The 25,420-nt window shown below is 68.9% G+C and carries 23 protein-coding genes; 8 read left to right on the forward strand and 15 right to left on the reverse strand.

The features are described from left to right. Positions 1-4 precede the first annotated feature (4 nt). On the reverse strand, positions 5-1,429 hold the full coding sequence (merA, locus tag ACSF8R_RS10900; protein ID WP_005882720.1) for a mercury(II) reductase: 1,425 nt from the start codon (positions 1,427-1,429) through the stop codon (positions 5-7). Positions 1,430-1,534: 105 nt separating this feature from the next. Between merA and ACSF8R_RS10905 the strand changes: the two genes are divergently transcribed. Beyond that, positions 1,535-1,924, forward strand: coding sequence for a heavy metal-responsive transcriptional regulator (locus ACSF8R_RS10905; RefSeq protein WP_040347802.1), 390 nt, complete (start codon positions 1,535-1,537; stop codon positions 1,922-1,924). Positions 1,925-2,058: 134 nt separating this feature from the next. On the opposite strand, the gene dnaB is transcribed toward ACSF8R_RS10905, so the two are convergent. The 6 genes from dnaB to rpsF form a co-directional block, all read right to left on the reverse strand. Then, the gene (gene dnaB / locus ACSF8R_RS10910) at positions 2,059-3,429 is read right to left on the reverse strand and encodes a replicative DNA helicase (RefSeq protein WP_434811906.1); all 1,371 of its coding nucleotides are present in this window, start codon (positions 3,427-3,429) and stop codon (positions 2,059-2,061) included. Positions 3,430-3,702: 273 nt separating this feature from the next. Further along, positions 3,703-4,143, reverse strand: coding sequence for a family 1 glycosylhydrolase (locus ACSF8R_RS10915; protein ID WP_434812009.1), 441 nt, complete (start codon positions 4,141-4,143; stop codon positions 3,703-3,705). A gap of 187 nt (positions 4,144-4,330) precedes the next feature. Next, on the reverse strand, positions 4,331-4,783 hold the full coding sequence (gene rplI, locus ACSF8R_RS10920) for a 50S ribosomal protein L9 (protein ID WP_434811907.1): 453 nt from the start codon (positions 4,781-4,783) through the stop codon (positions 4,331-4,333). Positions 4,784-4,794: 11 nt separating this feature from the next. Beyond that, complete coding sequence (gene rpsR, locus ACSF8R_RS10925) at positions 4,795-5,049, reverse strand: 30S ribosomal protein S18 (protein ID WP_005054609.1); 255 nt, start codon at positions 5,047-5,049, stop codon at positions 4,795-4,797. A 142-nt stretch (positions 5,050-5,191) separates the two neighbouring features. After that, positions 5,192-5,704: a single-stranded DNA-binding protein gene (locus tag ACSF8R_RS10930; RefSeq protein ID WP_434811908.1), complete on the reverse strand. Its 513-nt coding sequence runs from the start codon at positions 5,702-5,704 to the stop codon at positions 5,192-5,194. Positions 5,705-5,709: 5 nt separating this feature from the next. Continuing rightward, on the reverse strand, positions 5,710-6,048 hold the full coding sequence (gene rpsF, locus ACSF8R_RS10935) for a 30S ribosomal protein S6 (protein WP_434812010.1): 339 nt from the start codon (positions 6,046-6,048) through the stop codon (positions 5,710-5,712). Between the two features lie 434 nt (positions 6,049-6,482). Between rpsF and ACSF8R_RS10940 the strand changes: the two genes are divergently transcribed. The 3 genes from ACSF8R_RS10940 (at position 6,483) to ACSF8R_RS10950 (ending at position 9,044) form a co-directional block, all read left to right on the forward strand. Next, positions 6,483-7,484 carry a hypothetical protein gene (locus tag ACSF8R_RS10940; protein WP_434811909.1) on the forward strand — a complete coding sequence of 334 codons (1,002 nt, stop codon included), beginning with the start codon at positions 6,483-6,485 and terminating at the stop codon, positions 7,482-7,484. Further along, positions 7,481-8,677, forward strand: a complete 1,197-nt coding sequence (locus ACSF8R_RS10945) for a hypothetical protein (RefSeq protein ID WP_434811910.1) — start codon at positions 7,481-7,483, stop codon at positions 8,675-8,677. Before ACSF8R_RS10940 ends, ACSF8R_RS10945 begins: the two co-directional genes overlap by 4 nt. A gap of 121 nt (positions 8,678-8,798) precedes the next feature. After that, positions 8,799-9,044, forward strand: a complete 246-nt coding sequence (locus tag ACSF8R_RS10950) for a hypothetical protein (protein WP_434811911.1) — start codon at positions 8,799-8,801, stop codon at positions 9,042-9,044. Between the two features lie 183 nt (positions 9,045-9,227). On the opposite strand, the gene ACSF8R_RS10955 is transcribed toward ACSF8R_RS10950, so the two are convergent. The 7 genes from ACSF8R_RS10955 to ACSF8R_RS10985 all read right to left on the reverse strand — a co-directional run bounded on the left by ACSF8R_RS10955 (position 9,228) and on the right by ACSF8R_RS10985 (position 19,537). After that, entirely contained in the window at positions 9,228-10,325 is a 1,098-nt protein-coding gene (locus ACSF8R_RS10955; protein ID WP_434811912.1) for a mechanosensitive ion channel family protein, read from the reverse strand. A gap of 162 nt (positions 10,326-10,487) precedes the next feature. Beyond that, the gene (locus tag ACSF8R_RS10960; RefSeq protein WP_434811913.1) at positions 10,488-10,883 is read right to left on the reverse strand and encodes a DUF779 domain-containing protein; all 396 of its coding nucleotides are present in this window, start codon (positions 10,881-10,883) and stop codon (positions 10,488-10,490) included. A gap of 110 nt (positions 10,884-10,993) precedes the next feature. Beyond that, on the reverse strand, positions 10,994-12,541 hold the full coding sequence (gene exaC, locus ACSF8R_RS10965; protein ID WP_434811914.1) for an acetaldehyde dehydrogenase ExaC: 1,548 nt from the start codon (positions 12,539-12,541) through the stop codon (positions 10,994-10,996). Between the two features lie 213 nt (positions 12,542-12,754). Continuing rightward, entirely contained in the window at positions 12,755-14,908 is a 2,154-nt protein-coding gene (gene malQ, locus ACSF8R_RS10970) for a 4-alpha-glucanotransferase (protein ID WP_434811915.1), read from the reverse strand. A 125-nt stretch (positions 14,909-15,033) separates the two neighbouring features. Continuing rightward, positions 15,034-16,344 carry a GAF domain-containing protein gene (locus ACSF8R_RS10975; RefSeq protein ID WP_434811916.1) on the reverse strand — a complete coding sequence of 437 codons (1,311 nt, stop codon included), beginning with the start codon at positions 16,342-16,344 and terminating at the stop codon, positions 15,034-15,036. Between the two features lie 67 nt (positions 16,345-16,411). Continuing rightward, complete coding sequence (locus ACSF8R_RS10980) at positions 16,412-17,839, reverse strand: CCA tRNA nucleotidyltransferase (protein ID WP_434811917.1); 1,428 nt, start codon at positions 17,837-17,839, stop codon at positions 16,412-16,414. 174 nt (positions 17,840-18,013) lie between these two features. Then, positions 18,014-19,537, reverse strand: coding sequence for a DUF7059 domain-containing protein (locus ACSF8R_RS10985; protein WP_434811918.1), 1,524 nt, complete (start codon positions 19,535-19,537; stop codon positions 18,014-18,016). 153 nt (positions 19,538-19,690) lie between these two features. Here ACSF8R_RS10985 and ACSF8R_RS10990 point away from each other — a divergent pair, with 153 nt between their 5' ends. From ACSF8R_RS10990 to trxA, 4 genes are all read left to right on the forward strand, one after another. Next, positions 19,691-21,787: a DUF6049 family protein gene (locus ACSF8R_RS10990; RefSeq protein ID WP_434811919.1), complete on the forward strand. Its 2,097-nt coding sequence runs from the start codon at positions 19,691-19,693 to the stop codon at positions 21,785-21,787. Then, complete coding sequence (gene murJ, locus ACSF8R_RS10995; protein ID WP_434811920.1) at positions 21,780-23,378, forward strand: murein biosynthesis integral membrane protein MurJ; 1,599 nt, start codon at positions 21,780-21,782, stop codon at positions 23,376-23,378. The genes ACSF8R_RS10990 and murJ overlap by 8 nt, the downstream gene beginning before the upstream one ends. Before the next feature lie 109 nt (positions 23,379-23,487). After that, positions 23,488-24,474, forward strand: coding sequence for a thioredoxin-disulfide reductase (gene trxB, locus ACSF8R_RS11000; protein ID WP_434811921.1), 987 nt, complete (start codon positions 23,488-23,490; stop codon positions 24,472-24,474). Positions 24,475-24,567: 93 nt separating this feature from the next. After that, on the forward strand, positions 24,568-24,891 hold the full coding sequence (trxA, locus tag ACSF8R_RS11005; RefSeq protein WP_434811922.1) for a thioredoxin: 324 nt from the start codon (positions 24,568-24,570) through the stop codon (positions 24,889-24,891). A gap of 171 nt (positions 24,892-25,062) precedes the next feature. Here trxA and ACSF8R_RS11010 read toward each other — a convergent pair whose 3' ends face one another. Further along, a complete protein-coding gene (locus tag ACSF8R_RS11010) occupies positions 25,063-25,404 on the reverse strand; it encodes a tryptophan synthase subunit alpha (protein ID WP_434811923.1) in 342 nt (113 codons plus the stop codon). Between the last annotated feature and the right edge of the window lie 16 nt (positions 25,405-25,420).

Consider the following 25,420-nt stretch of genomic DNA (forward strand, 5'->3'; position numbering starts at 1 on the left):
CGGGTCACGCGCAGCAGGACAGCTTGGAGATGTCGGTGGTGAAGGCCTTGGCGGCGATCCGGATGCCTTCGGTCATGGTCAGGTAGGGCGCCCATGCGTCGGCGACCTCGGTGACGGTCTTGCCGAGAATGTGGACACCGGCGGCGGCGAGCTCGCCGGCGTCTTTGGCGACGGCGGTGAGGCCGAGGATCTCGCCGGTCTCAGCGTTGGCGACGATCTTGATGAAGCCGCGGGTGTCGCGGTTGACCAGCGCCCGGGGCACGTAGTCCAGCGGCAGGACGCGGCAGTCGCAGCGGATCCCGGCAGCGAGCACCTGGGCCTCGGTCATCCCGACCGCGCCGATCGCCGGACTGGTGAAGGTCACCCGCGGCAGCCGGCTGTGGTCCACCGACCGCTCAGCGCCAGCGAACGTGTTCTCAGCGACCATGTTGCCGTGGTGGGCGGCGACGTAGACGAACTCGGGGTGCCCGGTCACGTCGCCGGCTGCCCAGATCCGGGGGTTGGAGGACTGCAGTTGGTCGGTGACCACGATCTCGCCCGTGTCGCCGGTCTTCACCTCCACCGCATCGAGGTTCAGCCCATCGGTGACCGGTCGGCGGCCGAGGGCGACGAGGACCTGTTCGGCGTGGAATTCCTGCTCGCCGCCGGAGATGTCAGCGGTGACAACAACCTGGCCCCTGACGTCGTCACGGGCAACGTGGGTCGGGACCGCACGGCGGACCACGCGGATGCCCTCGTCGGCGAAGACCTCCTGCAGCGCCTTGGATACCTCCGGCTCCTCCTTCGACGCCAGCCGGGAACGAACCAGCAGGGTGACCTTCGACCCGAGCCGGGCGAACAGTTGGGCCTGCTCCAAGGCGACGTAGCCGCCGCCGAGCACCAGCAGCGAGTCGGGAACCTTGGTCAACTCCATCGCCGTGGTCGAGGTCAGGTAGCCGGCCTCCTCAAGACCGTCGATCGGTGGGGCCCATGCGCTGGCGCCGGTGGCGACCAGGTAGTGATCAGCGTCGATCGTCTCGACCGCACCGTCAGTCGCGGTGACCTCAAGAACGGGCGCTTCTGGCGTGCCGGCGAACGCAGCGTCGCCGTGGCGGATCTGCCAGCCGTAGGCGTCGGCGACGTCGACGTACTTCTCACCCCGAAGTTCCTCGACGAGGTCCTGCTTGCTGCTGATCAGCGCGGGCATGTCCACGTCGTCCGCTGTGGTGGCGATCCCCGGGAAACGGTTGCCCGCCTCGGCAGCGGTCTGGCGGGCCTCAGCGGCGGCGATGAGCGCCTTCGACGGCACGCAGCCGGTGTTCACGCACGTGCCGCCGAAAGTGCCGCGCTCGATCATCACCACCGACTTGCCGAGCGTGGTCGCGCGGATGGCGGCGGCGAACGCGGCGCCACCCGATCCGATGATCGCAAGGTCGTACCTGGACTGCATCCCGATTCCTCCCCTGAGTCTTGAGAATTGCTCTTGATGCAGCCACAATGGACCTTCCAGTACGGGGGAAGGTCAAGTGCGACCTGTGACACATCGGAGACCCAGATGAGGATCGGCGAACTCGCCGAGGCGGCCGGCACCACCGCCAAGACCCTGCGGTTCTACGAGGAGCAGGGCCTGCTTCCCGCGGCCGAGCGCACCGCGTCGGGATACCGCGACTACGATCCGGAAGCAGCGACTCGGATCGACTTCATCCACCGCGGCCAGGCTGCCGGACTTACCCTCGCGCAGATCAAACAGATCCTCGACATCCGCGATGGAGGCGAGATTCCCTGCGGCCACGTCCGGGACCTCCTAGACGTTCGTCTGAAGGACATTGAGCGCCAGATCTCGGATCTCGTCTCCCTCCGCGACAACGTTGCCGCCCTCCGCGACGCAGCCGCAGAACCCGAACCCGAGACCTGCAACGCCGACGAGGTCTGCAGGTACCTGTAGCCAATCCGAGATGACGCGCGCAGAGGCGGAGCCTCCTGCCGCGACCTTCCTACGTGACCACAACGTTATGGCCAGCAACAACTAGCCGACATCTCGATCTGGAATCCGACATCTTCACGTGGAACCTACAATACCTACCCGAAGTCCTGCGCCATGTCCGTGAAGCGGGAGAAGTGGCCCTGGAAGGCGACCGTGATCGTGTCGGTGGGGCCGTTTCGGTGCTTGGCGACGATCAGGTCGGCCTCGCCTGCACGGGGGCTTTCCTTGTCGTAGGCGGCTTCGCGGTGCAGCAGGATGACCATGTCGGCGTCCTGCTCGATCGAGCCCGATTCACGCAGGTCGCTGATGGCGGGCTTCTTGTCTTGCCGCTGCTCGGGGCCACGGTTCAGCTGTGACAGCGCGATCACCGGCACCTGCAGTTCTTTCGCGAGCAGCTTGAGGGCACGCGAGAACTCCGAGACTTCTTGCTGGCGCGACTCGACGCGCTTGCCCGAGGTCATCAGCTGCAGATAGTCGATGACGACCATCCGCAACCCCACGCGCTGCTTGAGTTTTCGGCACTTCGCGCGAATCTCGACGAGCGTCATGTTGGGGCTGTCATCGATGTAGAGCGGTGCGTCGTTGATCTTTCCGCGGGTCGCGGCGATCGTCGTCCAGTCGCGCGAGTCGAGCGACCCCTTGCGCATGCTCTGCAGCGGCACGGCACCCTCGGCGCTCATCAGACGCATCGCGATCTCGCTGCGCCCCATCTCGAGCGAGAAGAAAATCGTCGGCTGCTTGTGTTTGATGGCCGCCGCGCGGGCGAAATCCAGAGCCAGCGTTGACTTGCCCATCGCCGGCCGCGCCGCGACGACGATCATCTGACCGCCGTGCAGACCGTTGGTGAGCTGGTCGAGCCCGGCGAAGCCGGTTGGGATGCCGGTCATCTGCCCATCGCGGCCGCGTGCAGCCTCGATCTCTTCGACGGCGGTGTCGACGGCGACCTGCAGCGGGACGTAGTCCTCGGTCTGCTCGGCACCGGTCACGCCGTAGATCTCGGCCTGCGCGTTGTTGACGAGGTCGAGCGCCTCACCCTGTCCGCTGTAGCCCATCTGCACGATGCGGGTGCCGGCCTCGACGAGCCGGCGCAGCAGGGCGCGCTCGTTGACGATCGACGCGTAGTAGCCGGCGTTGGCCGCCGTCGGCACGATCGAGGTGAGCGAGTGCAGGTAGTCGGCACCGCCGGCACGCTGCAGTTCGCCGTTCTTGATGAGTTCGTCGGTGACGGCGACGACGTCGGTGGGCTCGCCGTGCGAGTAGAGGGAGAGGATCGCCTCGAAGATCAGCTCGTGCTTGGGCACGTAGAAGTCGGTGCCGCGCAGCGACTCGATGACATCGGCGACCGCGTCGCCCGACAGCAGCATGCCGCCCAGCGCAGACTGCTCGGCCAGCAGGTCGTGCGGCGGAGTGCGCTCATGCTCGCGGGGTCCCCCGAGCCGGTCTTCTCCGATGTCCGCAATCGACATTGCGCGCCTCACCCCACTCTGACTCGCATCCCGGGTTTTCGAGCCGGAGTACACGGTAAGGAGGGGGTGCGACAGCCGCAAACCACCCTGTGGATAACTGTGTGGAGAATCTGCACGAAACGCCGGAACGCCTGTGTACAACTCCTGTGGAAAACGCCCGAGTCTACAAGGATTGGAGAAATCTATAGTCAGCTTGACCTGGGATTCTTTCGTTCACAGGCTGTGGATGACGAATGTGATTGAAGTGTGTGTTGAAGGTTCGCGGTGTGTGTATCAACTGGGGAGAACTTCGACTTTGTCAAGTCCAGTTCCCTGGGCCTCACGCACCGCGGCGTACAGCGCGGCCCCGAGCACCGAAACGACGAGCCATGCGGTCGTGAAGAGCGTGAACCAGCGGGCGGCAACCCTTCCCTGGCCGCCGGTCGCGTGGTCGACGTGCACGAGCCCGAGGCGCTGCGTGTACCCCTCGGCCCACTCGAAGTTGTCGACCAGCGACCATGCCGTGTATCCGGCAACGTCGACGCCTGCCGCTCGAGCCCGCGCCACCGCTGCTATATGCCCGTGCAGGTATGCGATTCGGTCGGTGTCGTGGAGTGGCCCGTCGACGGTGTCTGGTTCGGGGAACGCCGGGTCGGCGAACATGCGGTTGTGCAGCAGGTCGTACATGCCGGCCGCGATCGTGTCGGGCTCACCGTCTGACGCCGGACGCCACACCGCCAACCGCGGAGCATCCACCCGCCGTCACCGTGAGCGGCGCGCCGGAACGACAGATGCCCCGGACCGTGGAGGTCCGGGGCATCTGATCTCGATACACCGCCTGCGGCGGCACTCGATCATCGGAGTGAGGAGCGCCTGCTCGGCACTCGATCACCGGAGTGAGGAGTGCCTGGGCGGCATCCGATTACTTGGCGGCGACCACCTGGAGGGTGATCACGGCGGTCACGTCGTCGCGCAGGCGGACGACGGCCTCGTGGTCACCGACCGACTTGATGGGCGACGGGAAGGTGATCTTGCGCTTGTCGAGCTCACCGATGCCGGCAGCCTTGACCGCGTCGACGACGTCAGCGGTCTTGACCGAGCCGAACAGGCGGCCTTCCTTGCCCGCGGTCACCTCGAGGCGAACCTTATCGCCCTCGAGCTTGTCCTTGAGCGCCACAGCGTCTTCGTGGTCGTGGATCGCGCGTGCCTCGCGGGCGGCGCGGATCGACGCCACCTGCTTCTCGCCACCGCGGGTCCAGGCCACAGCGAAGCCCTGGGGGATGAGGTAGTTGCGGGCGTACCCGTTCTTGACCTCGATGACGTCACCGGCGCTTCCGAGCCCGGCGACCTCGTTCGTGAGAATCAGCTTTGCCATGTCGGTGCTCCTCAGCGGCCAGCGCCGGCGTAAGGCAGGAGCGCCATTTCGCGGGCGTTCTTGATCGCCTTGGCGATCAGACGCTGCTCCTGCACCGAGACACCGGTGATACGACGGGCACGGATCTTGCCGCGCTCCGAGATGAACTTGCGAAGGGTGGCGACATCCTTGTAGTCGATGACGCCGACGCGGATCGCCTTCGCGGGGGCAGCGTTCTTCGCGCCCTTCCGCGGCTTGCGGCGATCGCCGGTAGCCTTTCCAGCCATTGTTTGTCCTTAGTACGAAGTTGTGGATGCCGGTCGTGCCGGCTTCCTGTGATCTTGGGTTTCGATACGCCGCCTTCGGCGGCTACTCAACCTTGCGTCGCGGTCGCATCAACGCCGCTGCGCGGCATTGACCCGCCCCGACTCAAAAGGGCGTGTCGTCGCCGTAGCTGGCGCCGGGGGCGCTCCACGCGTCGGGTGCTGCCGAACCGGGGGTCGACCACGGCTCGTCCTGCTGACCCTGCTGCGGGCGCGCGGCCTGCTGGCCTCCGCCGAAGTTGCCGCCACCGCCGGAAGCGGCGCGCGTCACCTGGGCGGTGGCGTAGCGCAGCGAAGGACCGATCTCATCGACCTCGAGCTCGATGGCCGTGCGGTTGTTGCCGTCACGGTCCTGGTAGGAGCGCTGCTTCAGGCGGCCGGTCGCGATGACCCGCATGCCCTTCGTCATCGAACCTGCCACGTGCTCTGCGAACTCCCGCCAGACCGACGCGCGGAGGAACAGCGCTTCGCCGTCCTTCCACTCGTTCGCCTGACGGTCGAAATTGCGGGGCGTCGATGCGATCGTGAAGTTCGCGACCGGCAGTCCGTTCTGCGTGTACCGCAGCTCGGGGTCGGCCGTGAGGTTCCCCACGACGGTGATGATCGTCTCGCCGGCCATCGCGATTACGCCTTCGCGGCCTTGCGGGCGGCCTTGGCCTCAGCGCGCTCCTTCTCGGCGGCGACCTGAGCGATCGCCTCCTCGGCACGGAGGACCTTGGTACGCATGATCTGCTCGTTCAGCTTGAGCTGACGGTCGAGCTCGTGCGTGGCCTCGCTCGTGGCGGTGAAATTGACGACGGCGTAGATGCCCTCATTCTTCTTCTGGATCTCGTACGCGAGACGGCGCTTGCCCCACACGTCGACGTTCTCGATCGAGCCACCATCTGCGGTGATGACCTTCAGAAAACCGTCGAGCTTGGGAGCGACCTGGCGCTCGTCGACCTCGGGGTCAAGGATGACCATGAGTTCGTACTGGTGCGTGTGCGTCACTAACCCACCTCCTTCGGACTTGAACGGCTGCCGGGCGTTTCCCGACAGCAGGAGGGTTGATGCACGTGTCGCCGACCGGGCATGCCGGAGGCAGACAACCACAACAGTCTAGCGGATGCCACGGCTCACCGCCGACGCGGCCGAATCGGCGCGCGAACGACGTCGCGCCGCCGGGGTTCGGGTCCCCGGCGGCGCGAAAGCCGACTCGCGCTCGACCACGGACCGGAGCGTCGCAGGGGGTGCAGGGTGCCCCGGGTCACGCGGTCGAGCGCAAGAAGGACGGCGCGAGAGCAGTACGCTCTGCAACGCCGCCGGTGTCGAGTCTACCCCCTTGTCCCCCAAATGGGGGACACAGCGAGGACAAAGGATTTCTCTTCGCGACGCGACGGCCCGGTAGCGTGGCCCGCATGGAATGGGAACCCGACACGAGCGTCGGGGAGTGGCTGCGCGAACGCCTCGACGACCCCTGGCTCGGCACGATGCACGACGTCGTCCCGCGCGGCTTCGAGGCCTACGCGCGCGTGTTCCATCCGGCATCCGTCACCGAACTTCCCGGCGAGCGGATGCCGGCGCCCGACGAGGTGCGCGAGATGCCGTGGCACCAGCATGAAGCCCTCTTCGACCGCATGGTGACCAGTGCGGTCACGTGGGCGCAGACCGCTGCGGCCTTCGGCACGACGTTCCACGCCGGTGCGCAATGGAACCGTCTCGTCCGCAGCCCGGGTGACCCGCTGGGCGACGCGAACGGCTGGCAGCAGGTCATCGGGCCGGATGGCCGCGAATACAACGCGCCACCCGAAGGCGACATGGACCCCGGCCTCGTCGCCCGCCTCGCCGGCATCCTGCGTGAGCACACGACGGCACCGACCGAGGGTCACATCGCGCAATGGGAGGGCATCGGCGGGCTCGTCGGGCACCTGGGGCACAGCCCGTCGCGCGCGTTCCTGCAGATCGGCGACCGCTACGACGACGACCTCGCGAAGCACAACCGCATGCTCGGCGCTGCCACGCGCGACGTCTTCAACGACGTGTTCCGTCGCAAGACGTGGCAGGACGGCATCCTCTCCCGTGAGGTCTCGGAAGGACCGCGTTTCGATCTGCCCGGACGTCCTCACGTCCTCTTCCGCGGCGGCATCGACGAGCTCGCCGCCCCAGACTGGGTGCTCGACGCGCCATGGCGAGACCGGCCCGCCGAAGAACACGGCTTCGATCCGTCGGCGCACGCACCGAGCATCGTGTGGCCCGCCGACCGCGCCTGGGTCTGGGTCACCGAAGTCGATTACGACTCCACGATCGTCGGCGGCAGCACCGCCCTCGTGCAGTCGCTGTGCGCCGCCGACGGCATCGAAGCGTTGCCTATCGGCGAGGGCACGACCCTGACGTATTTCTCCGACGAGGTGAACGCATGACGAACCCGACCGCACCGCGCACGTACCCGTTCGACGCGCGACCGCTGACCGAACCCGTCGACCGGGCCACCGTCAAGGCCTACAAGAAGCAGCTCATCGCAGAAGGCCGCGCGCCCGGCGGCTCGCTCACGGGTGGCATCGTCGTGTTCATCGTGATCGGGATCGTCTTCCTGTTCATGTTCAGCAGCGTGCTGTTCGGCATCTTCGGTGCCCTCGCCACCTCGTTCAGCGAACCCGGCCTCGGCGCCACCGCAGTGATCGGATCGATCGTGCCCGTCGTCGTGATGCTGACGATCGTCGGCGGCATCACCGCCCTCGTCATCACCGCGATGCGCCGCTCGGGCGAGAACTGGTACCGCTTCGACCGCTTCGCCAAGGCCAATGGCATGACCTGGTACCCGACCGCCTCGAACCCGCCGCTGCCCGGCATGATCTTCAGCCTCGGCAGTTCGCGCCAGGCCACCGACATCCTCCGCGGATCCGAACCCCGCCTCGTCGAGTTCGGCAACTACCGGTACACGACCGGCTCAGGCAAGAACAAGACCACCCACAAGTGGGGCTACGTCGGCGTGCACCTGTCGTCACCGCTGCCGCACATCGTGCTCGACGCCGTCGGCAACAACGGCCTGTTCGGCAGCTCGAACCTGCCCGCCGCATTCGACAAAGACCAGCGCCTCAGCCTCGAAGGCGACTTCGACAAGTACTTCCACCTGTACTGCCCTCAGGGGTACGAACGCGACGCGCTCTACTTGTTCACGCCCGACATCATGGCCCGGTTCATCGACAACGCAGCCGCCCTCGACATCGAAATCGTCGACGACTGGCTGTTCCTCTACGCCAAGCGCGACTTCTCGACGCTCGACCCCAACATGTGGAACTGGCTGTTCTCCGTCGTCGGCGCCCTGCTCGACAAACTCGCACAGTGGGAACGCTGGCGCGACGAACGCCTCGCCGCGCAGGCCGCCGCGCAGGCGTTCCCGCAGCCGCAGCCCGTCCACGCCGCCGACGGCGGCGCACAGGCGCTGCCCTTCGCAGCACCCGTCGAATCCTTCACACCACCTCGAGGCGTGGCCAAGCAGGGCCAGCGCCTGCAACGGCGCGTCCGTTGGGTGCCGATCATCGCCGTCGTCGGGTTCGGCCTGTTCTGGATACTCACCCAGAGCGGCATCCTCACCCGGTTCTTGTTCAACTGAGTCGGGTGCTCTCGCGCCCGGCGCCGCCGTCGAAGTCAGCGCACGCGGGTCGCCCGCCGTTGAGAGTCCCTGCGCCACAGCATTCCAGGCCTGGGCGTTGCCGAATGTGACCGCTTCGACCATGCCCCGCATTGTTCCGGCAGCCGTCTCGTACTGGAACGTGGCGGTGGCCGCGGTCACCGAGAAGCCGCCGTCGCCGAGGCTCGCCGTGAGCAGATCGAGCACCTCCTGCGCGCGCACCGGGTCATCCATCGGGCCCTCCAGCACGAACTCGTCGAGCCCGCCGAATCGCGTCGCCGTCCACTCCTGCACCCACTGCGTGGCCGGGGTGTACTCCACCCACTCCGAGGTGACGGTTCGCCGCTGAGCGGCATCCGCCCCGACGGCCGGTCCCGCACCTGCGGGGCCGGCCGTTTCACGTGAAGCAATCGGGCGGGTTGCCTCGGTCGCCCGTGCGGAACTCCTGAGTTTTCGCGCGGCCGAGGCGAAAACGGCCCGGATCCGGGGGTGCAGGCCGCGAAAGTGAGGAGTTACGCGCGCAACAGGGCGCTCACTCCTCGGTCGAGCCGGGAGCCGGCACCGGAGACGGCACCGGGGATGGCACGGCGGTCGGGGCGTCGAAGGCGACTCGCTGCAGCGGCAGCCCCTCGGGGGCCTCACGGCGCACCCAGTCGGCGAGCTGCTCGCGCACCAGGCAGCGCAGGTCCCACAGGGCGCTCGAGTCGCTCGCCGAGACGACGACGCGCACCTGCAGCTGACCGCCCACGGCATCCGTCACCGAAATGCTCGCCGACTGACCGTCCCACAGCGGGGTGCCTTCGAGGATGCGGTCGAGCTGCTCGCGCATGCGATCGACCGGCACCCGCCAGTCCAGGTCGAAGTAGACCGTGCCGAGCAGGGCGCGGCCGAGTTTCGTCCAGTTCTCGAACGGCGTCGTCGTGAAGTACGTGCACGGCAACACGAGGGTGCGCTGATCCCACAGCTGCAGTACGACGTAGCTGAGGGTGATCTCGTTGATCGTGCCGAACTCGCCCTGCACGACGACGACGTCACCGACACGGATCGCCTCGCTGAAGGCCAACTGCACCCCGGCGAAGAGGTTGCCGAGCAGCGACTGGGCAGCAAGACCGGCGACGATCGACGCGATGCCGGCGGATGCCAGCACGCTCGCCCCGACGGCACGCACCGCGTCGAAGGTCATGAGGATCGCGCCGGCGGCGAGCACCACGATCACGACGATCACGAGTCGCCGAACGATCTGCAGTTGGGTGCGGATCTTGCGGGCCGAGAACGTGTCGGTCTCGGCGAGGCGGTAGCGCTGCGTGCCGCTGTCGACGAAGAAGAGGAACAGGTTCGCGAGCAGCCACGCCCCGGCGACGATGATCGCGATCGCGAGGCCGTGCTGGATGCCGCCGCGGATGTCGGTCTCCACCGGCAGCGCTGCGGTCGAGCCGAGCAGCGCGATCAGCAGCAGGGTGGTGCGGAAGGGCCAGCGCGTGCGCGTCGACAGTGCGTGCGGCCAGGTCTTGCGGCGCCCGATGAGGACGAGCACGAAGGTTGTGACGAACGCGATGACGATTGCGATGCCGATGAGGATCGCGAGGACGACGCCCCACGCGAGCCACTGCTCCCAGAGGTCCTGATCCACGGTGCTCCTTTCGTTTGCGGTCCTTCCACGCTAGAAGCCCGACCCCCTTCAACGCGAAACAGCATCCGTACCGTCGAGACCGCGCGGAAGACGCACAGTCTCGACAGCGCAGATGCTGTCTCGCGGATCAGCCGGGTCGGATCAGGATGCCGGCGTCAGCCGTCAGCTCGGCGCGAGCCCGAAGGCCTCCAGCTCCGCGTCGTTCAGCATGCGTGAGCGGATGATGAAACGGTTGCCCGTCGGGCCCTCGACACTGAACCCGGCGCCACGGCCCGGCACGACGTCGATGGTGATGTGCGTGTACTTCCAGTACTCGAACTGGGCCTCCGAGATGAACACCTCGATCGGGTCGTCAAGGCCCACCTCGAGGTCGCCGAGCTTCACGTCGCTCGGCCCGGTGATGAACATGCCGACGGGGTAGCACATGGGGGCGCTGCCGTCGCAGCATCCGCCCGACTGGTGGAACATCAGCTTGCCGTGCTGCATCGTCAGCTCGCGCAACAGGCCGGCCGCGGCATCCGTCACCGCAACCCGCTGGTACTGCTCGGTCGTGGTCATCATGACCTCCTTCGCCGACCGTGCGTTTCGTCTCGCTCCGCTCGCTCAACGACCGGCTGGGGGCCACCGGTCGTTGAGCGAGGAGCGGAGCGTCGAAACGCGGATGCCGATCAGAAGAAGCCCATCGCGCCTTCGGCGTACGAGACGAGCAGGTTCTTCGTCTGCTGGTAGTGGTCGAGCATCTTCAGGTGGTTCTCGCGACCGATGCCGGACTGCTTGTAGCCGCCGAACGCGGAGTGGGCGGGGTACTGGTGGTACGTGTTCGTCCAGACACGACCGGCCTCGATGGCGCGGCCGGCGCGGTAGGCGGTGTCGCCGGAGCGGCTCCACACGCCGGCGCCGAGGCCGTAGAGGGTGTCGTTGGCGATCGACATCGCGTCGGCGAAGTCGGTGAACGAGGTCACCGAGACCACCGGTCCGAAGATCTCCTCCTGGAAGATGCGCATGTCGTTCGTTCCCTCGAACACGGTCGGGGCGACGTAGTAGCCGCCGCTCAGCTCGCCGCCGAGGTCGACCCGCTCACCGCCGGCGAGCAGCTTCGCGCCGCCCTCCTTGCCGATCTCGATATAGCTGAGGATCTTCTCGAGTTGGTCGTTCGAGGCCTGCGCGCCGATCATCGTCTCGGGGTCGAGCGGGTTGCCCTGCACGATCTTGCCGACACGGTCGAGGCCGTCGGCGAGGAACCCGTCGTACATCGACTTCTGGATGAGCGCACGCGACGGGCAGGTGCACACTTCGCCCTGGTTGAGGGCGAAGAACGTGAAGCCTTCGAGCGCCTTGTCGTAGTAGGCATCCTTCTCGCGCGCGACGTCGTCGAAGAACACGTTCGCCGACTTGCCACCGAGTTCGAGGGTCACCGGGATGAGGTTCTGCGACGCGTACTGCATGATGAGCCGACCGGTCGTGGTCTCACCCGTGAACGCGACCTTGCGAATGCGCTTGTGCTGCGCGAGCGGGGCGCCGGCTTCGATGCCGAACCCGTTCACGATGTTCACGACGCCCTCCGGCAACAGGTCGCCGATGATGTCGAACAGGAACAGGATGGATGCCGGGGTCTGCTCTGCCGGCTTCAGCACGACGCAGTTGCCGGCGGCGAGCGCGGGGGCGAGCTTCCACGTCGCCATCAGCAGCGGGAAGTTCCACGGGATGATCTGCCCGACCACGCCGAGCGGCTCGTGGAAGTGGTACGCGACGGTGTCTTCATCGAGCTGGCTGAGCGAACCCTCCTGGGCCCGCAGCACGCCCGCGAAGTAGCGGAAGTGGTCGACCATCAGCGGGATGTCGGCGTTGAGGGTCTCGCGGACCGGCTTGCCGTTCTCCCACGTCTCGGCGACGGCGATCGCTTCGAGGTTCTGCTCGATGCGGTCGGCGATCTTGTTGAGGATGACGGCGCGCTCGGCGGGCGTCGTCTTCTTCCACGACTCGAACGCCTTCCAGGCGACGTCGACGGCGCGGTCGATGTCTTCGACTGTGCCGCGCCCGACCTCGCAGAACGGCTTCCCGGTCACGGGCGTGATGTTCTCGAAGTACTGGCCCTTGACGGGCTCGACGAACTCGCCGCCGATGTAGTGGCCGTAGCGGGAGCGGTAGTCGGCGACGGCACCCCGCTGGCCGGGTGCGGCGTAGACGCTCGAGACGCCCTCTTCGACGATGGTCATGATGGTCTCCTTCGACAGTCCATGAGCGTCGCGCTTCGGTGCTGCGACGTGTCGGGCACGCTACGCCGTGCAACGTTGCATCCCGTTGCGAGGGGTGCGGGCCGCCCGGCATCCGGTTCACGCGTCTGCGCCAGTTCGCGGCGACTGCGGCATCGATCGATGGCGCGGATGCCGGAATGTGGCCCAGTCGTGGTGACTGAACGCGACGCGCGGTCAGCGAAGGGCGCGGTCGACCGCCGCGAGCAGTGACGTGAAGCGTTCGTCGGCGGGCAGGTCTTCGAGCAGCACCGCGGCGCCGTCGGGGCCGGCGAGCGGCACCTGCCAGTTCGGGTACTCCTTGTCGGTGCCGGGCTGGTTCTGCACGCGACGTTCGCCCACGGCATCCACGAGGGCGACGCCGAGCAGGCGCGACGGGGATGCCGCGAGGAACACGTGCAGCGCCTCGATGATCTGCTGTTCGTCGGCATCGTCGTCGATGAGTCCGCGGCGGCGCAGCTCGTCGAGCATGCGCCGCCGCTCCTCGTCGGCCTCGGCGAGCGCCTCATCGACCGGCTGCGTGAGCAACCCCAAGCGGGCGCGCAGGGCGACGTGCTCGTCGGCGAGGTAGCCGGCGGTCGGCGGCAGGTCGTGCGTGTTGACGGTCGCGAGCAGGTCCCGCCGGTAGCGCTCGGGCGGCAGCGGACGGTCGCCCTCCTGCTCGAACCACAGCACGCTCGTACCGAGGATGCCGCGGGCCGACAGGTAGTCGCGCACCCACGGCTCGACGTTGCCGAGGTCTTCGCCGATGAGCACCGCGCCGGCGCGCTGCGCCTCCAACGCCAGCACGCCGATCATCGCCTCGTGGTCGTAACGCACGTAAGTGCCGGCGGCGGGGCCCAGGCCCGCCGGAATCCACCACAGCCGGAACAGCCCGATGATGTGGTCGATGCGCAACGCGCCCGCGTGTCGCAGGAGGGTGCGGATCATGTCGCGCAGCGGCGCATACGCGGCCTCGGCCAGCGCTGCGGGCAGCCACGGCGGCTGGTTCCAGTTCTGCCCCTGCTGGTTGTACATGTCAGGCGGGGCGCCGACCGTGATGCCGCCGGCGTACATGTCACGCAACGACCACGCATCCGACCCGCGCGTGTGCACGCCGACGGCGAGGTCGTGCATGATGCCGATGCCCATGCCGGATGCCACGGCTCCCGCCTGCGCGGCCTCGACCTGTTCGTCGGCGACCCACTGCAGCCAGGCATGGAACGCAACCCGGTCGGCAAGGCGGCCGCGCAGCTGCGCGACGAGTTCGGAGCCGATGTCCCACGCGTCGGCGGGGCGCTCATCGGCGGGCACGTCGGCGTAATGCTCTTCGAGCGCACACCACAGCGCGAAGTCCTGCAGCGCCTGCCCCTCACGGGCGAGGAACGCGTCGAGTTCGATCTGGCGCGCCGCCGAGCGCGGTGCGGCGAAGACGAGTTCGAGGGCGGCACGCTTGGCTGTCCAGACAGCATCGCGGTCGATGCGCTCGGCATCCGTGTTCATCGCGCCGACCGCTGCCTGCGCCTCGGTCACGACGGCGCGGTCGCCCTCGTCGAGGTACGCGACCTCACGGATGTCTTCGGGGCGCACGTACAGCGGGGCGAGGAAGCGCCTGGTGGCGGGGAGGTACGGCGACGGTTCGATCGGCACGGTCACTTCGGCTGCGTGGATCGGGTTCACGAGCAGGAAGTCGGCCCCGCGCTGCCCGGCGATCGCGGCGAGGTCACCGAGGTCGGCGAAATCGCCCATGCCCCACGACCGCTCCGACCGCACCGAGTACATCTGCGCCATCAGGCCCCAGCCGCGCTCGCCCGAGCGCACAGGTGGGTCGGGCAGTCGCGCCGGCGTGACCGCGAGCACACCTTCGGCCACGCGGGTGTCGGCGCCGCCGTGGACCCATTGCGACACCTGCACAGTGTGCCAGCCGAGCGGCACATCTGCGGGCACCGGCACACGCACGCGCCACAGCCGGATGCCATCAACCTCGCGAGCTTCCGGACTCTGCACCGGAATCTCGAGCACGCGGCTGCCGCCCGTCTCGAACCGAATGGTGACGGTGACGTCGTGGCCGTCGGCCACGTGCAGCACGAGGTCACCGGCGCCGGGCCGGACGACGGTCGATGCGGGCACGAGCGCCCGCCACGGCTGGTCCTGCACGTCGGCGAGTGCCCGCGCCACGGCATCCGCATCGTGTGCGGCGACCTCCATGGCGGTCAGGACGGCCACGAGGGTCGAGGCGGGCACGACGACCTCGTCGCCGAAGAACGACCAATAGCGCGTTGCGATGCCGTGGGCCTCGGCGAGCGCCGTCAGTTGCTCGCTTGGCAGGTCGGATGCCGTGTCATCGCTCATCGCCGATCCTTTCGTCGCACCCATCCTCCCACCGCGACGCCACCGGACGCACTATCCGAACACACGGTCTCCGGGTCATCCGGTCACCCGCAGCGCGTGCGCGCTCGCGACCGAGGCCTGAGCCGTCAGGCCTCGAGCCGTTCCAGGCGTGCAACGAGTCCCGCGCGCTTGGGTGAACGGGCGGGCAGCATGCTCAGCGCGAGCGTGAGCACCTCGGCGTCCGAGGCACCCTCATCGATGTCGGCGTAGGCCAGCAGCACGTCGACGGACGCCTCCGACAACAGCGCCTCACGCAGCGCGACGCGCACCTGCTCGCGGAACTCCTCGACACCTGGGGCGACCGAGTCGGGCAGCACCGCGCCGCGGTACGCCGACAGGGCGACCCGGTGCGCACCACGGTCGAGCAGCGAGATGAGGTGGTGTGCGTCGGTCTCGAGCGGCACCGGCAGCCGGTACGGACGCGACGCCGGCACGAGGTGCGGAGCGGTGCGTTCGAGCACCTTGCGCAGCCGGACCAGCTCGGGTCGGATGCTGTCGCCGCCGCCCTCGCCGTAGATCATCTCGCCGAGGGCCTCGGCCGACACGCCCTGCCGGTGCACGGCCAGCATGAGCAGGATCTCGGCGTGCCGGGCCGACAGCTCGGTCACGGTTTCGTGGCCTTCACCCGCGACCTCGAGCAGCGCCTTGTCACGCCCGAGCACCCGCAACGTCGTCGTCTCGGGCGTGCGCACGGTCCGTGTTCGCCGCGGCGGCGGTTGCGTGGCGCGGCTGCGCAGCCGGGCCACGAGCAGTTCGCCCTCGACGGCGCGCGCGGTCGCGTCGACGAGCAACTGGGCCTGTGGCGTCGCGGCATCCGCCCCGCCCGTCACGTCGATGACGCCCAGCAGGCGCCGCGTCTCGGGGTCGTGCACCGGGGCCGCCGTGCACGACCACGGCTGCACGAGCCGATTGAAATGCTCCGCACCGTGGATCTGCACCGACCGGTCGAGCGCGAGCGCCGTCCCGGGAGCCGACGTGCCGACGGCCGCCTCCGACCAGTTCGCGCCCGCGACGAAGCCCATGTCACCGGTGAGGGCGCGCACCTGCGAATCGCCCTCGACCCACAGCAACCGGCCCGCGGCATCGCCCACCGCGACGATGACCCCCGAATCCGGGTCGGGCAGCAGCAGGCCGCGCACCATGTCCATGACGCCCGACAGCGGGTGGGCCCGGCGGTATGCCTCGAGCTCGTCGTCGTCAAGATCGAGCGGCGGCAGGGCCTCTGCGCCCACGAGCCCCTCGAGCGAGCGGCGCCACGAATCGGCGACCAGCGGACGGATCTGCGCGATGCGAGGATCAGCCGCGTTGCCGCCGATCAGCTCTTCGTGGGCGCGCTCGATCAGCAGGCGCGAGTTCTCGGGTGAGACCTCACGCCGCGATGACCAGCGCCCCGCCATGCGACTCCGTTCAGCAGTGAGGAGTGCCGCCAGTCTAGGCGGCGGCATGCCGTCCCGCGAGGGCCGATCAGGCGCGGGCGGCCCACCACTCGCGCAGGCGAGCCTCCGCGGCCTCGGGACCGATGAGGCCCTCGTCGAGGCGGATGTCGAGCAGGTACCGGTATGCCTCGCCGACCTCGCGGCCGGGGCGGATGCCGAGGATCCGCTGAATCTGGTTGCCGTCGAGCTCGGGGCGCATCGCGTCGAGCTCTTCTTGTTCGGCGAGTTCGGCGATGCGCCGCTCGATGTCGTCGTAGGCACCGGCGAGCCGGTTCGCCTTGCGCTTGTTGCGCGTGGTCACATCGGCACGTGTGAGGATGTGCAGCCGCTCCAGTTCGGCGCCGGCGTCGCGCACGTACCGGCGGACCGCGGCATCCGTCCAGGCGCCCTCGGCGTACCCGAAGAAGCGCAGGTGCTGCTCGATGAGCTGCGTCACCGACGAGATCGTGTCGGAGTCGAACCGCAGCGCCTGCAGGCGCTTGCGCGCCAGACGCGCACCCTTCATGTCGTGGTGGTGAAAGCTGACCCCACCGCCCGGTTCGAGCTTTCGGGTCGCGGGCTTGCCGATGTCGTGCAGCAGGGCAGCCAGGCGCAGGGTCACGTCGGGCGCCGCACCGGGATGCCGGGAGTGCTCCAGGTCGATGGCTTGCCGCAACACGGTGAGGGAGTGCTCGTAGACGTCTTTGTGGTGGTGGTGCTCGTCGACTTCGAGGCGCAGCGCCGGCACTTCGGGCAGGAACTGCTCCATGAGCCCGGTGTCGACGAGGATGCGGATCCCGCGGGTCGGATCGTCGGTCTGCAGCAGTTTCACCAGCTCGCCCTGCACACGTTCGGGGCTGACGATCCGCAGGGTCTCACCAAGCCGTTCGATTGCCGCCACCGTCGCGGGCGCCGGGTCGAACCCGAGCTGCGAGGCGAAGCGGGCGGCGCGCAGCATGCGCAGCGGGTCGTCGCCGAAGCTCACCGCCGGGTCGCTCGGGGTGCGCAGCACGCCCGCGACGAGATCCTCGACACCGCCGGTCGGGTCGACGAGCGCGGGACCGGGAACCCGCAGCGCCATCGCGTTCACCGTGAAGTCGCGACGCGCCAGATCGCCCTCGAGCGTGTCACCGAACTCGACCGTGGGCTTGCGGGTGACCCCGTCATAGCTGTCTGCACGGTAGGTGGTGATCTCGACCTGTTCGCCGCGGATCTTCGCGCCGATCGTGCCGAACGCGCGACCGATGTCCCACGTGGCGGTCGCGATCGGCTCGACGATCCGCAGGATCTCGTCGGGGCGGGCGTCGGTCGTGAAGTCGAGGTCGTTCGTGCGGCGGCCGAGCAGCGCGTCACGCACGGGCCCGCCGACGATCGCCAGTTCGTGACCGGCCGCGGCGAACGCGTCGGCGAGGGTCGCGACCACAGGAGATGCGGCGAGCGCGCCGATCCGGGCCAGGCCCTCGGCCATATTGAGCATGGATTTCAGCCTACCGGCGGTGCGTCACCCTCCTTCGCGAGCTTGCCGGTCCGCTCGCGAGCTTGCCGGTCCGCTCGCGAGCTTGCCGGTTCGTTCGCGAACTCGCCGGCAAGCTCGGCAAGGAAGCGGCAAGCTCGCGGCGGAACTGGCAAGCTCGGCGCAAGTCGCGATGGGTCAGGGCAGTGCGAGGAACCCGGTGAAGATGAGTTCGCGCACGCGCGGCAGCAGATCGGCGCGCAGGGCCGCGGCATCCACGTCGAGCAGGTCGGCGATCGCATCGATGAGCACACCGACCGGCAGGTCGCCGTCGCACGCCCCGACGAGCGCCGCGAGCCCGGGGTCGACCTCGAGCGACCGCGCGAACCCGCCACCCTGCCGCAGCTCGATGACCCGGGGGTCCTCCTCGCCCGGTGCGTGGTGGCGCGCCTCGGTGACGTCGGGGGCGACCATCAGGGTCGATGCCGCCAGGGCCACGTCATCCATCGCGGTGAGCCGGTCCCACGCGGCGAGCGCTTCGGTCAGGTGCGGGCCGAGCGCGCCGGGCACGGGCTGCGCGATCCGCTCGTAGCGCGCGAGGGTGGGTGTGCCCGATGCCGGGCGGCGCAGCAGCAGGTACCCGAAGCCGATGCCGGTGACACCGCGGGCTGCGAAATCGTCGAGCCAGGCGTCGATGAGCCGGGCGTACTCGCCCGATCCGGGTGTGGTGCCGCCGTCGCGCACCCACAGTTCCGCGTAACTGAGCGGGTCGAGCAACTCGCGCTCGACGATCCAGGCTTCCAGCGGCACCGGTGCCCGCCCGACCCACTCGCGCACCCGTTCGAGGCCGTCGGCGTCGGCCCGGTACTCCCAGTTGCCGAGCAGTTGTGCGACCCCGCCGGGCGCGAGCACCGCTGCGACCCCGGTGACGAACGATTCGACGAGCGCGTCGCCCGCCATGCCGCCGTCACGGTACTCGTAGGCGGGCACGCCCGCGACACGCGGGGTGATGACGAACGGCGGGTTCGAGACGACGCGGTCGAACGTCTCGCCGACAACCGGTTCGAACAGGCTGCCGAATCGCGTCTGCACGCCGCCCTGCCCGTTCAGCAGCACGTTGAGTTCGGTGAACGCCAGCGCACGGCGCGAGATGTCGGTCGCCGTCACGTGCTCGGCGACACGGCGCGCGCGAAGGGCTTGGATGCCGCAGCCGCAGCCCACGTCGAGCACCCGATCGGCCGGAGCCGTCAGCTGCAATCCGGCGAGGGTCAGCGACGCCCCGCCGACACCCAGCACGTGGTCGACCGGCAGCGCACCGCCGCGGGCGGCTTCGTCGAGGTCGGACGCGATCCACCAGTGCCCGCTGCCTTGCTCGTCGTCGACGTCCTGCGGGCGCACGAGCGCCGTCGGCACGAGGTCGTCGCCGTCGATGCGCGCAAGCCCCAGATCGACCAGGCCGCGGGAGGTCAGCGTCGGCAAGGCGCGATCCGCGACCGTCACGGGCGTCGGCTGCCCGAGGAACAGCAGCCGCGCGAGCACGGCGAGCGCGTCGTCGCGCGCCGCCAGCGCCGTCAACGCCGGACCGATCAGCCCGCGCCCGATCGCGTCGTCGGGCACCGCACCCCACGCCGCCCGCACCGCCGCAGCCGTGTAGCCGGCCGCCGTGAGGTCGGCGCGCAACGCGGCGCACAGGGGCTCGGTGGGCGTCGGGTCGGCGTGCATGGTTCCATTCAACCCGCTCACCCCACGCGCGCGCGCAATCCGGCGTCGTGCGGCCGGTCACTCAGGTTCCGCAGTGCCCGTCGCCCTAGAATCGCGTTGTCGTGCGGTCCGGGATCGCACAGAAACCGCATCCCTATGACCTTGACTTCGCCGGTGACAGGCCCGCGCCCCGCGCCCCGCATGCGCAGACGCGTGTGGTCGGGTGTGCTTGCCGCGCTCCTCGTACTCGGCGCCGCCCCGGTCACCGCCGCCGCTGTGACCGGTCCGCCCGAAGCGCCGCCGATGACCTTCACGGCCGCGCCCGAAAGCGACGCGCTCTGGAACCCGGACGAGCCGCTGCAGGTCGCGGTGCAGGCGGCGAATCCGACCGATTCGACCGTCGCCGCCGGACAGGTGTCGGTGTCACTCGGCGACAGCGAGCTCAACGACGCGGATGCGGTTGCAGCGTGGATCGCCGAAGGCTCGGATGTCGGCGAGCTCTCCGAGGCGGCCCAGACGCTGCTGCCGTCGATCGCCGCGCACGGCGAACTCGATGTGACGGTCGACGTCGACGCCTCGACCACCGAGGACCGCGCACCCGGGGTATACCCGCTGCTGGTCACCTACGCATCGGCGCAGGGTGAACTCACCGCGCGCAGCGTCGTCGTCGTGCCCGATGCCGACGCGTCACCGCAGGTCGCGATCGTCGTGCCGATCACGGCCGGACCCCTCACGACCGGTCTCGCCACGGCCGAGGAGCTCGAAGCCCTCACGGCAGACGACGGGGCGCTGCGCGCGCGGCTCGACGCCGTCACCGGCACCGACGCGATCCTCGCCGTCGACCCCGCCGTCCCCGCCGCGATCCGCGCACTCGGTACCGCCGCGCCCGTATCGGTGACCGACTGGCTCGACGACCTGCTCGCCCTGCCGAACACGCGCTTCGCGCTGCAGTTCGGCGACGCCGACATCGCCACCCAGCTCTCGGCGAGCGCCGGAAGCCTGCTCACGGCGACGACCCTCAGCCCGTACCTCGACGCCGAGAACTTCACGGCGGCTGACGAAGAGACCCCGGCGACCGACGCGGCCGACGTCGACGACACCGAGACGGGCGCCCTCCCCGACGACGAAGCGCTGCTCGAGATCGGCCCGACCCGCGACGGTGTGTACTGGCCTGCAAGCGGCAGCGCCGGCAGCGAGACGATCACCGGCATCCGACGCGCCGACGACACCGCCGTGACGCTCGTGCCGTCCTCCGTCACAGGTGCCACGGGTGCGGTCTCGGGCCGCGGCGAAACCGACGACGGAGCCGCGCTCCTCGTGGCCGACAGTCGCACATCGACCGCGCTGTCGAACGCCGTCACGATCGCCGACAGCGTCGACCGCGCCGCCGCACTCGCCCAGGTCACCGCGTACACAACGCTCGCGACCGCGCAGCTCGACGACGCGCCACTGCTCGTCGTCGTCGACCGGGTGGCATCGGTTGACCGCAGTGCCCTGCAATCCGCGCTCTCGGCCGTCACCGGCGTGCCGGGCACCAGCACCGTCGATCTGAACGAGCTGCTGGCATCCACCCCCACCCGGGTGCAGCTCGACGAGATCGAACCCGACACCGGTCGAGCCGACGTGCTCAACCAGTTCCGCACCGACGAAAGCGAACTGACGAGCTTCGCGACCATCCTCGAAGACCCGCAGCTGATCACCGCCACCGAGCGCGCAGAGATCCTCCAGCTCATCGGCAACGGCTGGCGCGAGACCCCGGTGGCGTGGCGCGATGCCGTCACGGCCCACCGCACGCAGACGCGCACGACCCTCGACGCTGTCAGCATCGTGCCACCGGCCGGCATCACCCTGCTCGGATCCAGCGCGCCCCTGCAGTTCAGCATCCGCAACGACCTGGCGTGGCCGGTGTCGCTCATCCTCATCGCCTCGCCGAACGACCCGCGCCTGCGGGTGCAGAACATCACGACCGTCGAGGCGGGCCCGCTGCAGAACACCCGAGCCGACGTGCCCGTCGAAGCCCGCGTCGGCAGCGGTGAAGCCACGATCGACCTGCAGCTGCGCAGCCCCAGCATGGTCGCGATCGGCGACACCCTCACCGCCGACGTCTCGGTGCGCGCCGAATGGGAGACCGTCGGCATCGTCCTCATGGGCATCGTCGTAGGCGGCCTCATCGTGCTCGGCGCCGTACGCACCTGGCTGCGGCTGCGCGCCCGTGGCCGCCCCCGCGACGAAGACGTCGTCGCGCACGAGAAGGATGCCGACAATGGCTAGCATCGGCCGCGCCAGCGCAATCGTCGGAGCGGGCACGCTCGTCTCACGCGTCACCGGACTCATCCGCAACATCGTGCTCGCCGCGGCACTGCCGGTCATCGGCGGTGGGGCCGCCGATGCGTTCGCGATCGCCAATCAGTTGCCGAACAACATCTACGCGATCATCTCGTCGGGACTGCTGGCCGGCGTCATCGTTCCGCAGATCATCAAGGCGGCATCCCACCGGGACGGCGGCAGCGCGTTCGTCTCGAAGCTGCTCACCCTCGGGGTCACGGCGCTCACCGCCGTCACCCTCGTCGCCGTCGTCGCTGCGCCGGTACTCGTCTTGCTCTACGGCTCCCGGCTGTCGCCCGCCGCGATCCCCCTCACCATCGCCTTCGCGTACTGGTGTCTGCCGCAGCTGCTGTTCTACGGGCTCTACGCGCTCGTGGGTGAAGTGCTCAACGCGCGTCGCGTCTTCGGCCCGTTCGCGTGGTCGCCGATCGTCAACAACCTCGTCTCGATCGTCGGGTTCGCGGCCTTCATCTGGATCTTCGGTGTGCAACGGTCGGCGGTCGGCTGGACGCCGGAGATGATCGCCGTCCTCGCGGGCACCGCGACGGGCGGCATCGTCGCGCAAGCACTCGTGCTGCTGCTGTTCTGGCGCAAAGCCGGCCTGCACGTGCGACCCGACTTCCAGTGGCGCGGCATCGGCCTGCGTCACATCGCACGCTTGGCCGGCTGGACCTTCCTCATGGTCGTCGTCGGACAGCTCGCCGGCCTCGTGCAGACGAATCTTGTGGGCGCGGCATCCGAACAGGGCGCCTCCGTCGCCGCGCTGCAATACGCCTGGCTCGTGTTCATGCTGCCGTTCTCGGTCATCGTCCTCTCGATCGGCACCCCCTACTTCACCCAGCTCAGCGAACACGCGGCAGCAGGACGGACGGATGCCGTCCGCACCGACCTCGACACCTCCACCCGCACGATCGGTGTGCTCATGGTCGGCGCCCTCGCCGCCATCGTCGCCGCCATCGTGCCGATCTCGCGGTTCTTCACGCACACGCCTGAGCAATCGGTGCAGTTCTCGCTCGTGCTGGGCGCCTACCTCGTCGCACTGCTGCCCCTGTCGGTGCAGTTCGTGCTGCAACGCACCTTTTACGCGTACCACGACACCCGCACCCCGTTCGTGTTCACCGCGGTGCAGGCAGCGCTTGTGATTCTCGGCGCACTGGCCGCGTTCGCCCTGCTCGCGCCGGTGCACCTCGCCGCCGGCATCGCGCTCACGCAGTCGCTCGCCAACATCGTGCAACTCGTCCTGGCGGTCGTGCTGCTGCGTCGCAAGATCGGGCCCCTCGGCATGGGTGGCGCCACCGTCGCGTACCTGCGGTTCCTCGGCGCCGCCATCCCGGCGGGCGCTGCGGGCTGGGGCGTGTTCCTGCTGCTCGGCGGCGTCGGCGGCTGGGCGACATCCGGTCTCGCGCAGTCTTTCGTCGCGATCGTGGCGATCGGCATCGCCGCGCTCCTCGTCTACGCCCTCGCCCTCTGGGCCCTCCGGGCACCAGAACTGCGGGCCGCGGCATCCATCGCCCGCCGCTTCCTGCCCGGTCGCTGACGCATCGCCCGTGCCGCACCCCGCCGGTGGAATGCCGCGCGGTTACCATTGGTTGAGTTCTCCGGGGTGCGTGAGCGTCCCGCATCCCCCGTTCCAAGGAGGCGTCGCCGTGCGACAGGTCATCATCATCGGCTCCGGACCCGCGGGCTACACCGCAGCGATCTACGCAGCCCGTGCCAACCTCAACCCGCTCGTCATCGCGAGCTCGGTCGAGGCCGGCGGCGAACTGATGAACACCACCGAGGTCGAGAACTTCCCCGGCTTCCCCGAGGGCATCATGGGCCCCGACCTGATGGCCAAGATGCAGGAGCAGGCCGAGCGCTTCGGTGCCGAGGTCGTCTACGACGACGTCACCGAGCTCTCCGTCGACGGGCGCGTCAAGACCGTCACCCTCGGCTCCGGCAAGACGCACGAAGCGGATGCCGTGGTCTTCGCGACCGGCTCCGCGCCCCGCAAGATCGGCATCGACGGTGAGCAGCGCCTCTCAGGCCGCGGCGTCTCGTACTGCGCCACCTGCGACGGCTTCTTCTTCCGCGAGAAGGTCATCGCCGTCGTCGGCGGCGGCGACTCGGCCATGGAAGAGGCCACGTTCCTCACGAAGTTCGCATCCAAGGTCTACGTCATCCACCGCCGCGACGAACTGCGCGCCTCCAAGATCATGCAGGAGCGCGCCATCAAGAACGAGAAGATCGAGTTCATCTGGAACGCCGAGGTCGCCGACATCCTCGGCGACGACGCCGTGAGCGGCCTCGTCCTGCGCGACACGGTCGACGGGTCCACCCGCGAACTCCCCCTCGACGGCGTGTTCGTCGCGATCGGCAACGACCCGCGCACCCACCTCGTGCACGAGAAGCTCGAGCTGACCCCCGAAGGCACCGTGTGGGTCGACGGCCGCTCGTCGCGCACCTCGGTGCCCGGCATCTTCGCCGCCGGCGACGTCATCGACCCCACCTACCGCCAGGCCGTCACCGCGGCCGGCAGCGGCACGGTCGCAGCCCTCGACGTCGAGCACTACCTCGCCGCGCTCGGCGAAGCCGGCGAACCGGCCGTGGATGCCGCCGAGATCGACGGACTGCCCGAGGCCTCCATCGCCTGATCGCCTCGATCGGAGCGGTGGAACAATTCGCCGCATCCGCGCGTTCTCTTCACCGACACCGTCACGTCATCGCCACACAGAGGGAGACACCACATGACCGCCAAGGCCACGAGCGAAAGCAGCTGGCAGCAGGACGTCCTCGAGGCAGACGGCCCCGTCCTCGTGGACTTCTGGGCCGAATGGTGCGGACCGTGCCGCATGGTCGGACCGATCCTCGACGAGATCCAGTCGGAGCACGCCGAGAAGCTCACCGTGCTCAAGCTGAACGTCGACGAGAACCCCAACCTCGCGATGCAGTACCAGATCACGTCGATCCCGGCGATGAAGGTCTTCAACAAGGGTCAGGTCGAGACAACGATCATCGGCGCCAAGCCGAAGTTCGCACTCGAGCAGGACCTCGCCGCCTACATCGGCTGATCCCCCACACCTCGAAATCCCGGTCAGATTCTCGTTCTGACCGGGATTTTTCTTCGTCCGTTCACCGCGCCGTGCAGCTCAGCCCGGTGGTTGGGTGCCGCCGCGCAACCCTGTCCGGTGGTTGAGTGCCGCCGCGCAGCGGCGGTGTATCGAAACCCGAACCCGAACCCGTCAGGATGCCTGGGTGCGCACCGACGCGTCCCACACGCGGTGGGGTTCGCTGCCGAGAATGCGCCAGACCGCCTTGGTGAGCGCCGGGTGATCGAGTGCGATCTGCCGCAGTACGCGATAGTTGCGCGACGCGGTGGGTCGAACCCCGCCATCGCCGGCGATGTTCTCCGCGCGCAGCGTGAGCACGACCAGTTCATCGACGCTCGGCAGATCTTCCATGAAGTCCCACGGGTCTTCGCCGTGGCGAATCCGCTCTTCGATCAGCACCGAGAGTTCGTCAGCGGCCTCGGCGCGCAGCAGCTCGAGGCTCGCTCGCGGCGGGAGGTTGCGCTGATCTTCCACTCATCCAGGGTACGCG

The organism is Microbacterium sp. bgisy189 (assembly GCF_965345345.1).
GTDB lineage: Bacteria > Actinomycetota > Actinomycetes > Actinomycetales > Microbacteriaceae > Microbacterium.

Excerpts from the sequence above, each read along its gene's own strand:
- merA (WP_005882720.1), bottom strand. The coding sequence starts at position 1,429 with ATGCAGTCCAGGTACGACCTTGCGATCATCGGATCGGGTGGCGCCGCG.
- ACSF8R_RS10905 (WP_040347802.1), top strand. The coding sequence starts at position 1,535 with ATGAGGATCGGCGAACTCGCCGAGGCGGCCGGCACCACCGCCAAGACC.
- dnaB (WP_434811906.1), bottom strand. The coding sequence starts at position 3,429 with ATGTCGATTGCGGACATCGGAGAAGACCGGCTCGGGGGACCCCGCGAG.
- rplI (WP_434811907.1), bottom strand. The coding sequence starts at position 4,783 with ATGGCAAAGCTGATTCTCACGAACGAGGTCGCCGGGCTCGGAAGCGCC.
- rpsR (WP_005054609.1), bottom strand. The coding sequence starts at position 5,049 with ATGGCTGGAAAGGCTACCGGCGATCGCCGCAAGCCGCGGAAGGGCGCG.
- ACSF8R_RS10930 (WP_434811908.1), bottom strand. The coding sequence starts at position 5,704 with ATGGCCGGCGAGACGATCATCACCGTCGTGGGGAACCTCACGGCCGAC.
- rpsF (WP_434812010.1), bottom strand. The coding sequence starts at position 6,048 with ATGGTCATCCTTGACCCCGAGGTCGACGAGCGCCAGGTCGCTCCCAAG.
- ACSF8R_RS10940 (WP_434811909.1), top strand. The coding sequence starts at position 6,483 with ATGGAATGGGAACCCGACACGAGCGTCGGGGAGTGGCTGCGCGAACGC.
- ACSF8R_RS10945 (WP_434811910.1), top strand. The coding sequence starts at position 7,481 with ATGACGAACCCGACCGCACCGCGCACGTACCCGTTCGACGCGCGACCG.
- ACSF8R_RS10950 (WP_434811911.1), top strand. The coding sequence starts at position 8,799 with ATGCCCCGCATTGTTCCGGCAGCCGTCTCGTACTGGAACGTGGCGGTG.
- ACSF8R_RS10960 (WP_434811913.1), bottom strand. The coding sequence starts at position 10,883 with ATGACCACGACCGAGCAGTACCAGCGGGTTGCGGTGACGGATGCCGCG.
- exaC (WP_434811914.1), bottom strand. The coding sequence starts at position 12,541 with ATGACCATCGTCGAAGAGGGCGTCTCGAGCGTCTACGCCGCACCCGGC.
- malQ (WP_434811915.1), bottom strand. The coding sequence starts at position 14,908 with ATGAGCGATGACACGGCATCCGACCTGCCAAGCGAGCAACTGACGGCG.
- ACSF8R_RS10975 (WP_434811916.1), bottom strand. The coding sequence starts at position 16,344 with ATGGCGGGGCGCTGGTCATCGCGGCGTGAGGTCTCACCCGAGAACTCG.
- ACSF8R_RS10980 (WP_434811917.1), bottom strand. The coding sequence starts at position 17,839 with ATGCTCAATATGGCCGAGGGCCTGGCCCGGATCGGCGCGCTCGCCGCA.
- ACSF8R_RS10985 (WP_434811918.1), bottom strand. The coding sequence starts at position 19,537 with ATGCACGCCGACCCGACGCCCACCGAGCCCCTGTGCGCCGCGTTGCGC.
- murJ (WP_434811920.1), top strand. The coding sequence starts at position 21,780 with ATGGCTAGCATCGGCCGCGCCAGCGCAATCGTCGGAGCGGGCACGCTC.
- trxA (WP_434811922.1), top strand. The coding sequence starts at position 24,568 with ATGACCGCCAAGGCCACGAGCGAAAGCAGCTGGCAGCAGGACGTCCTC.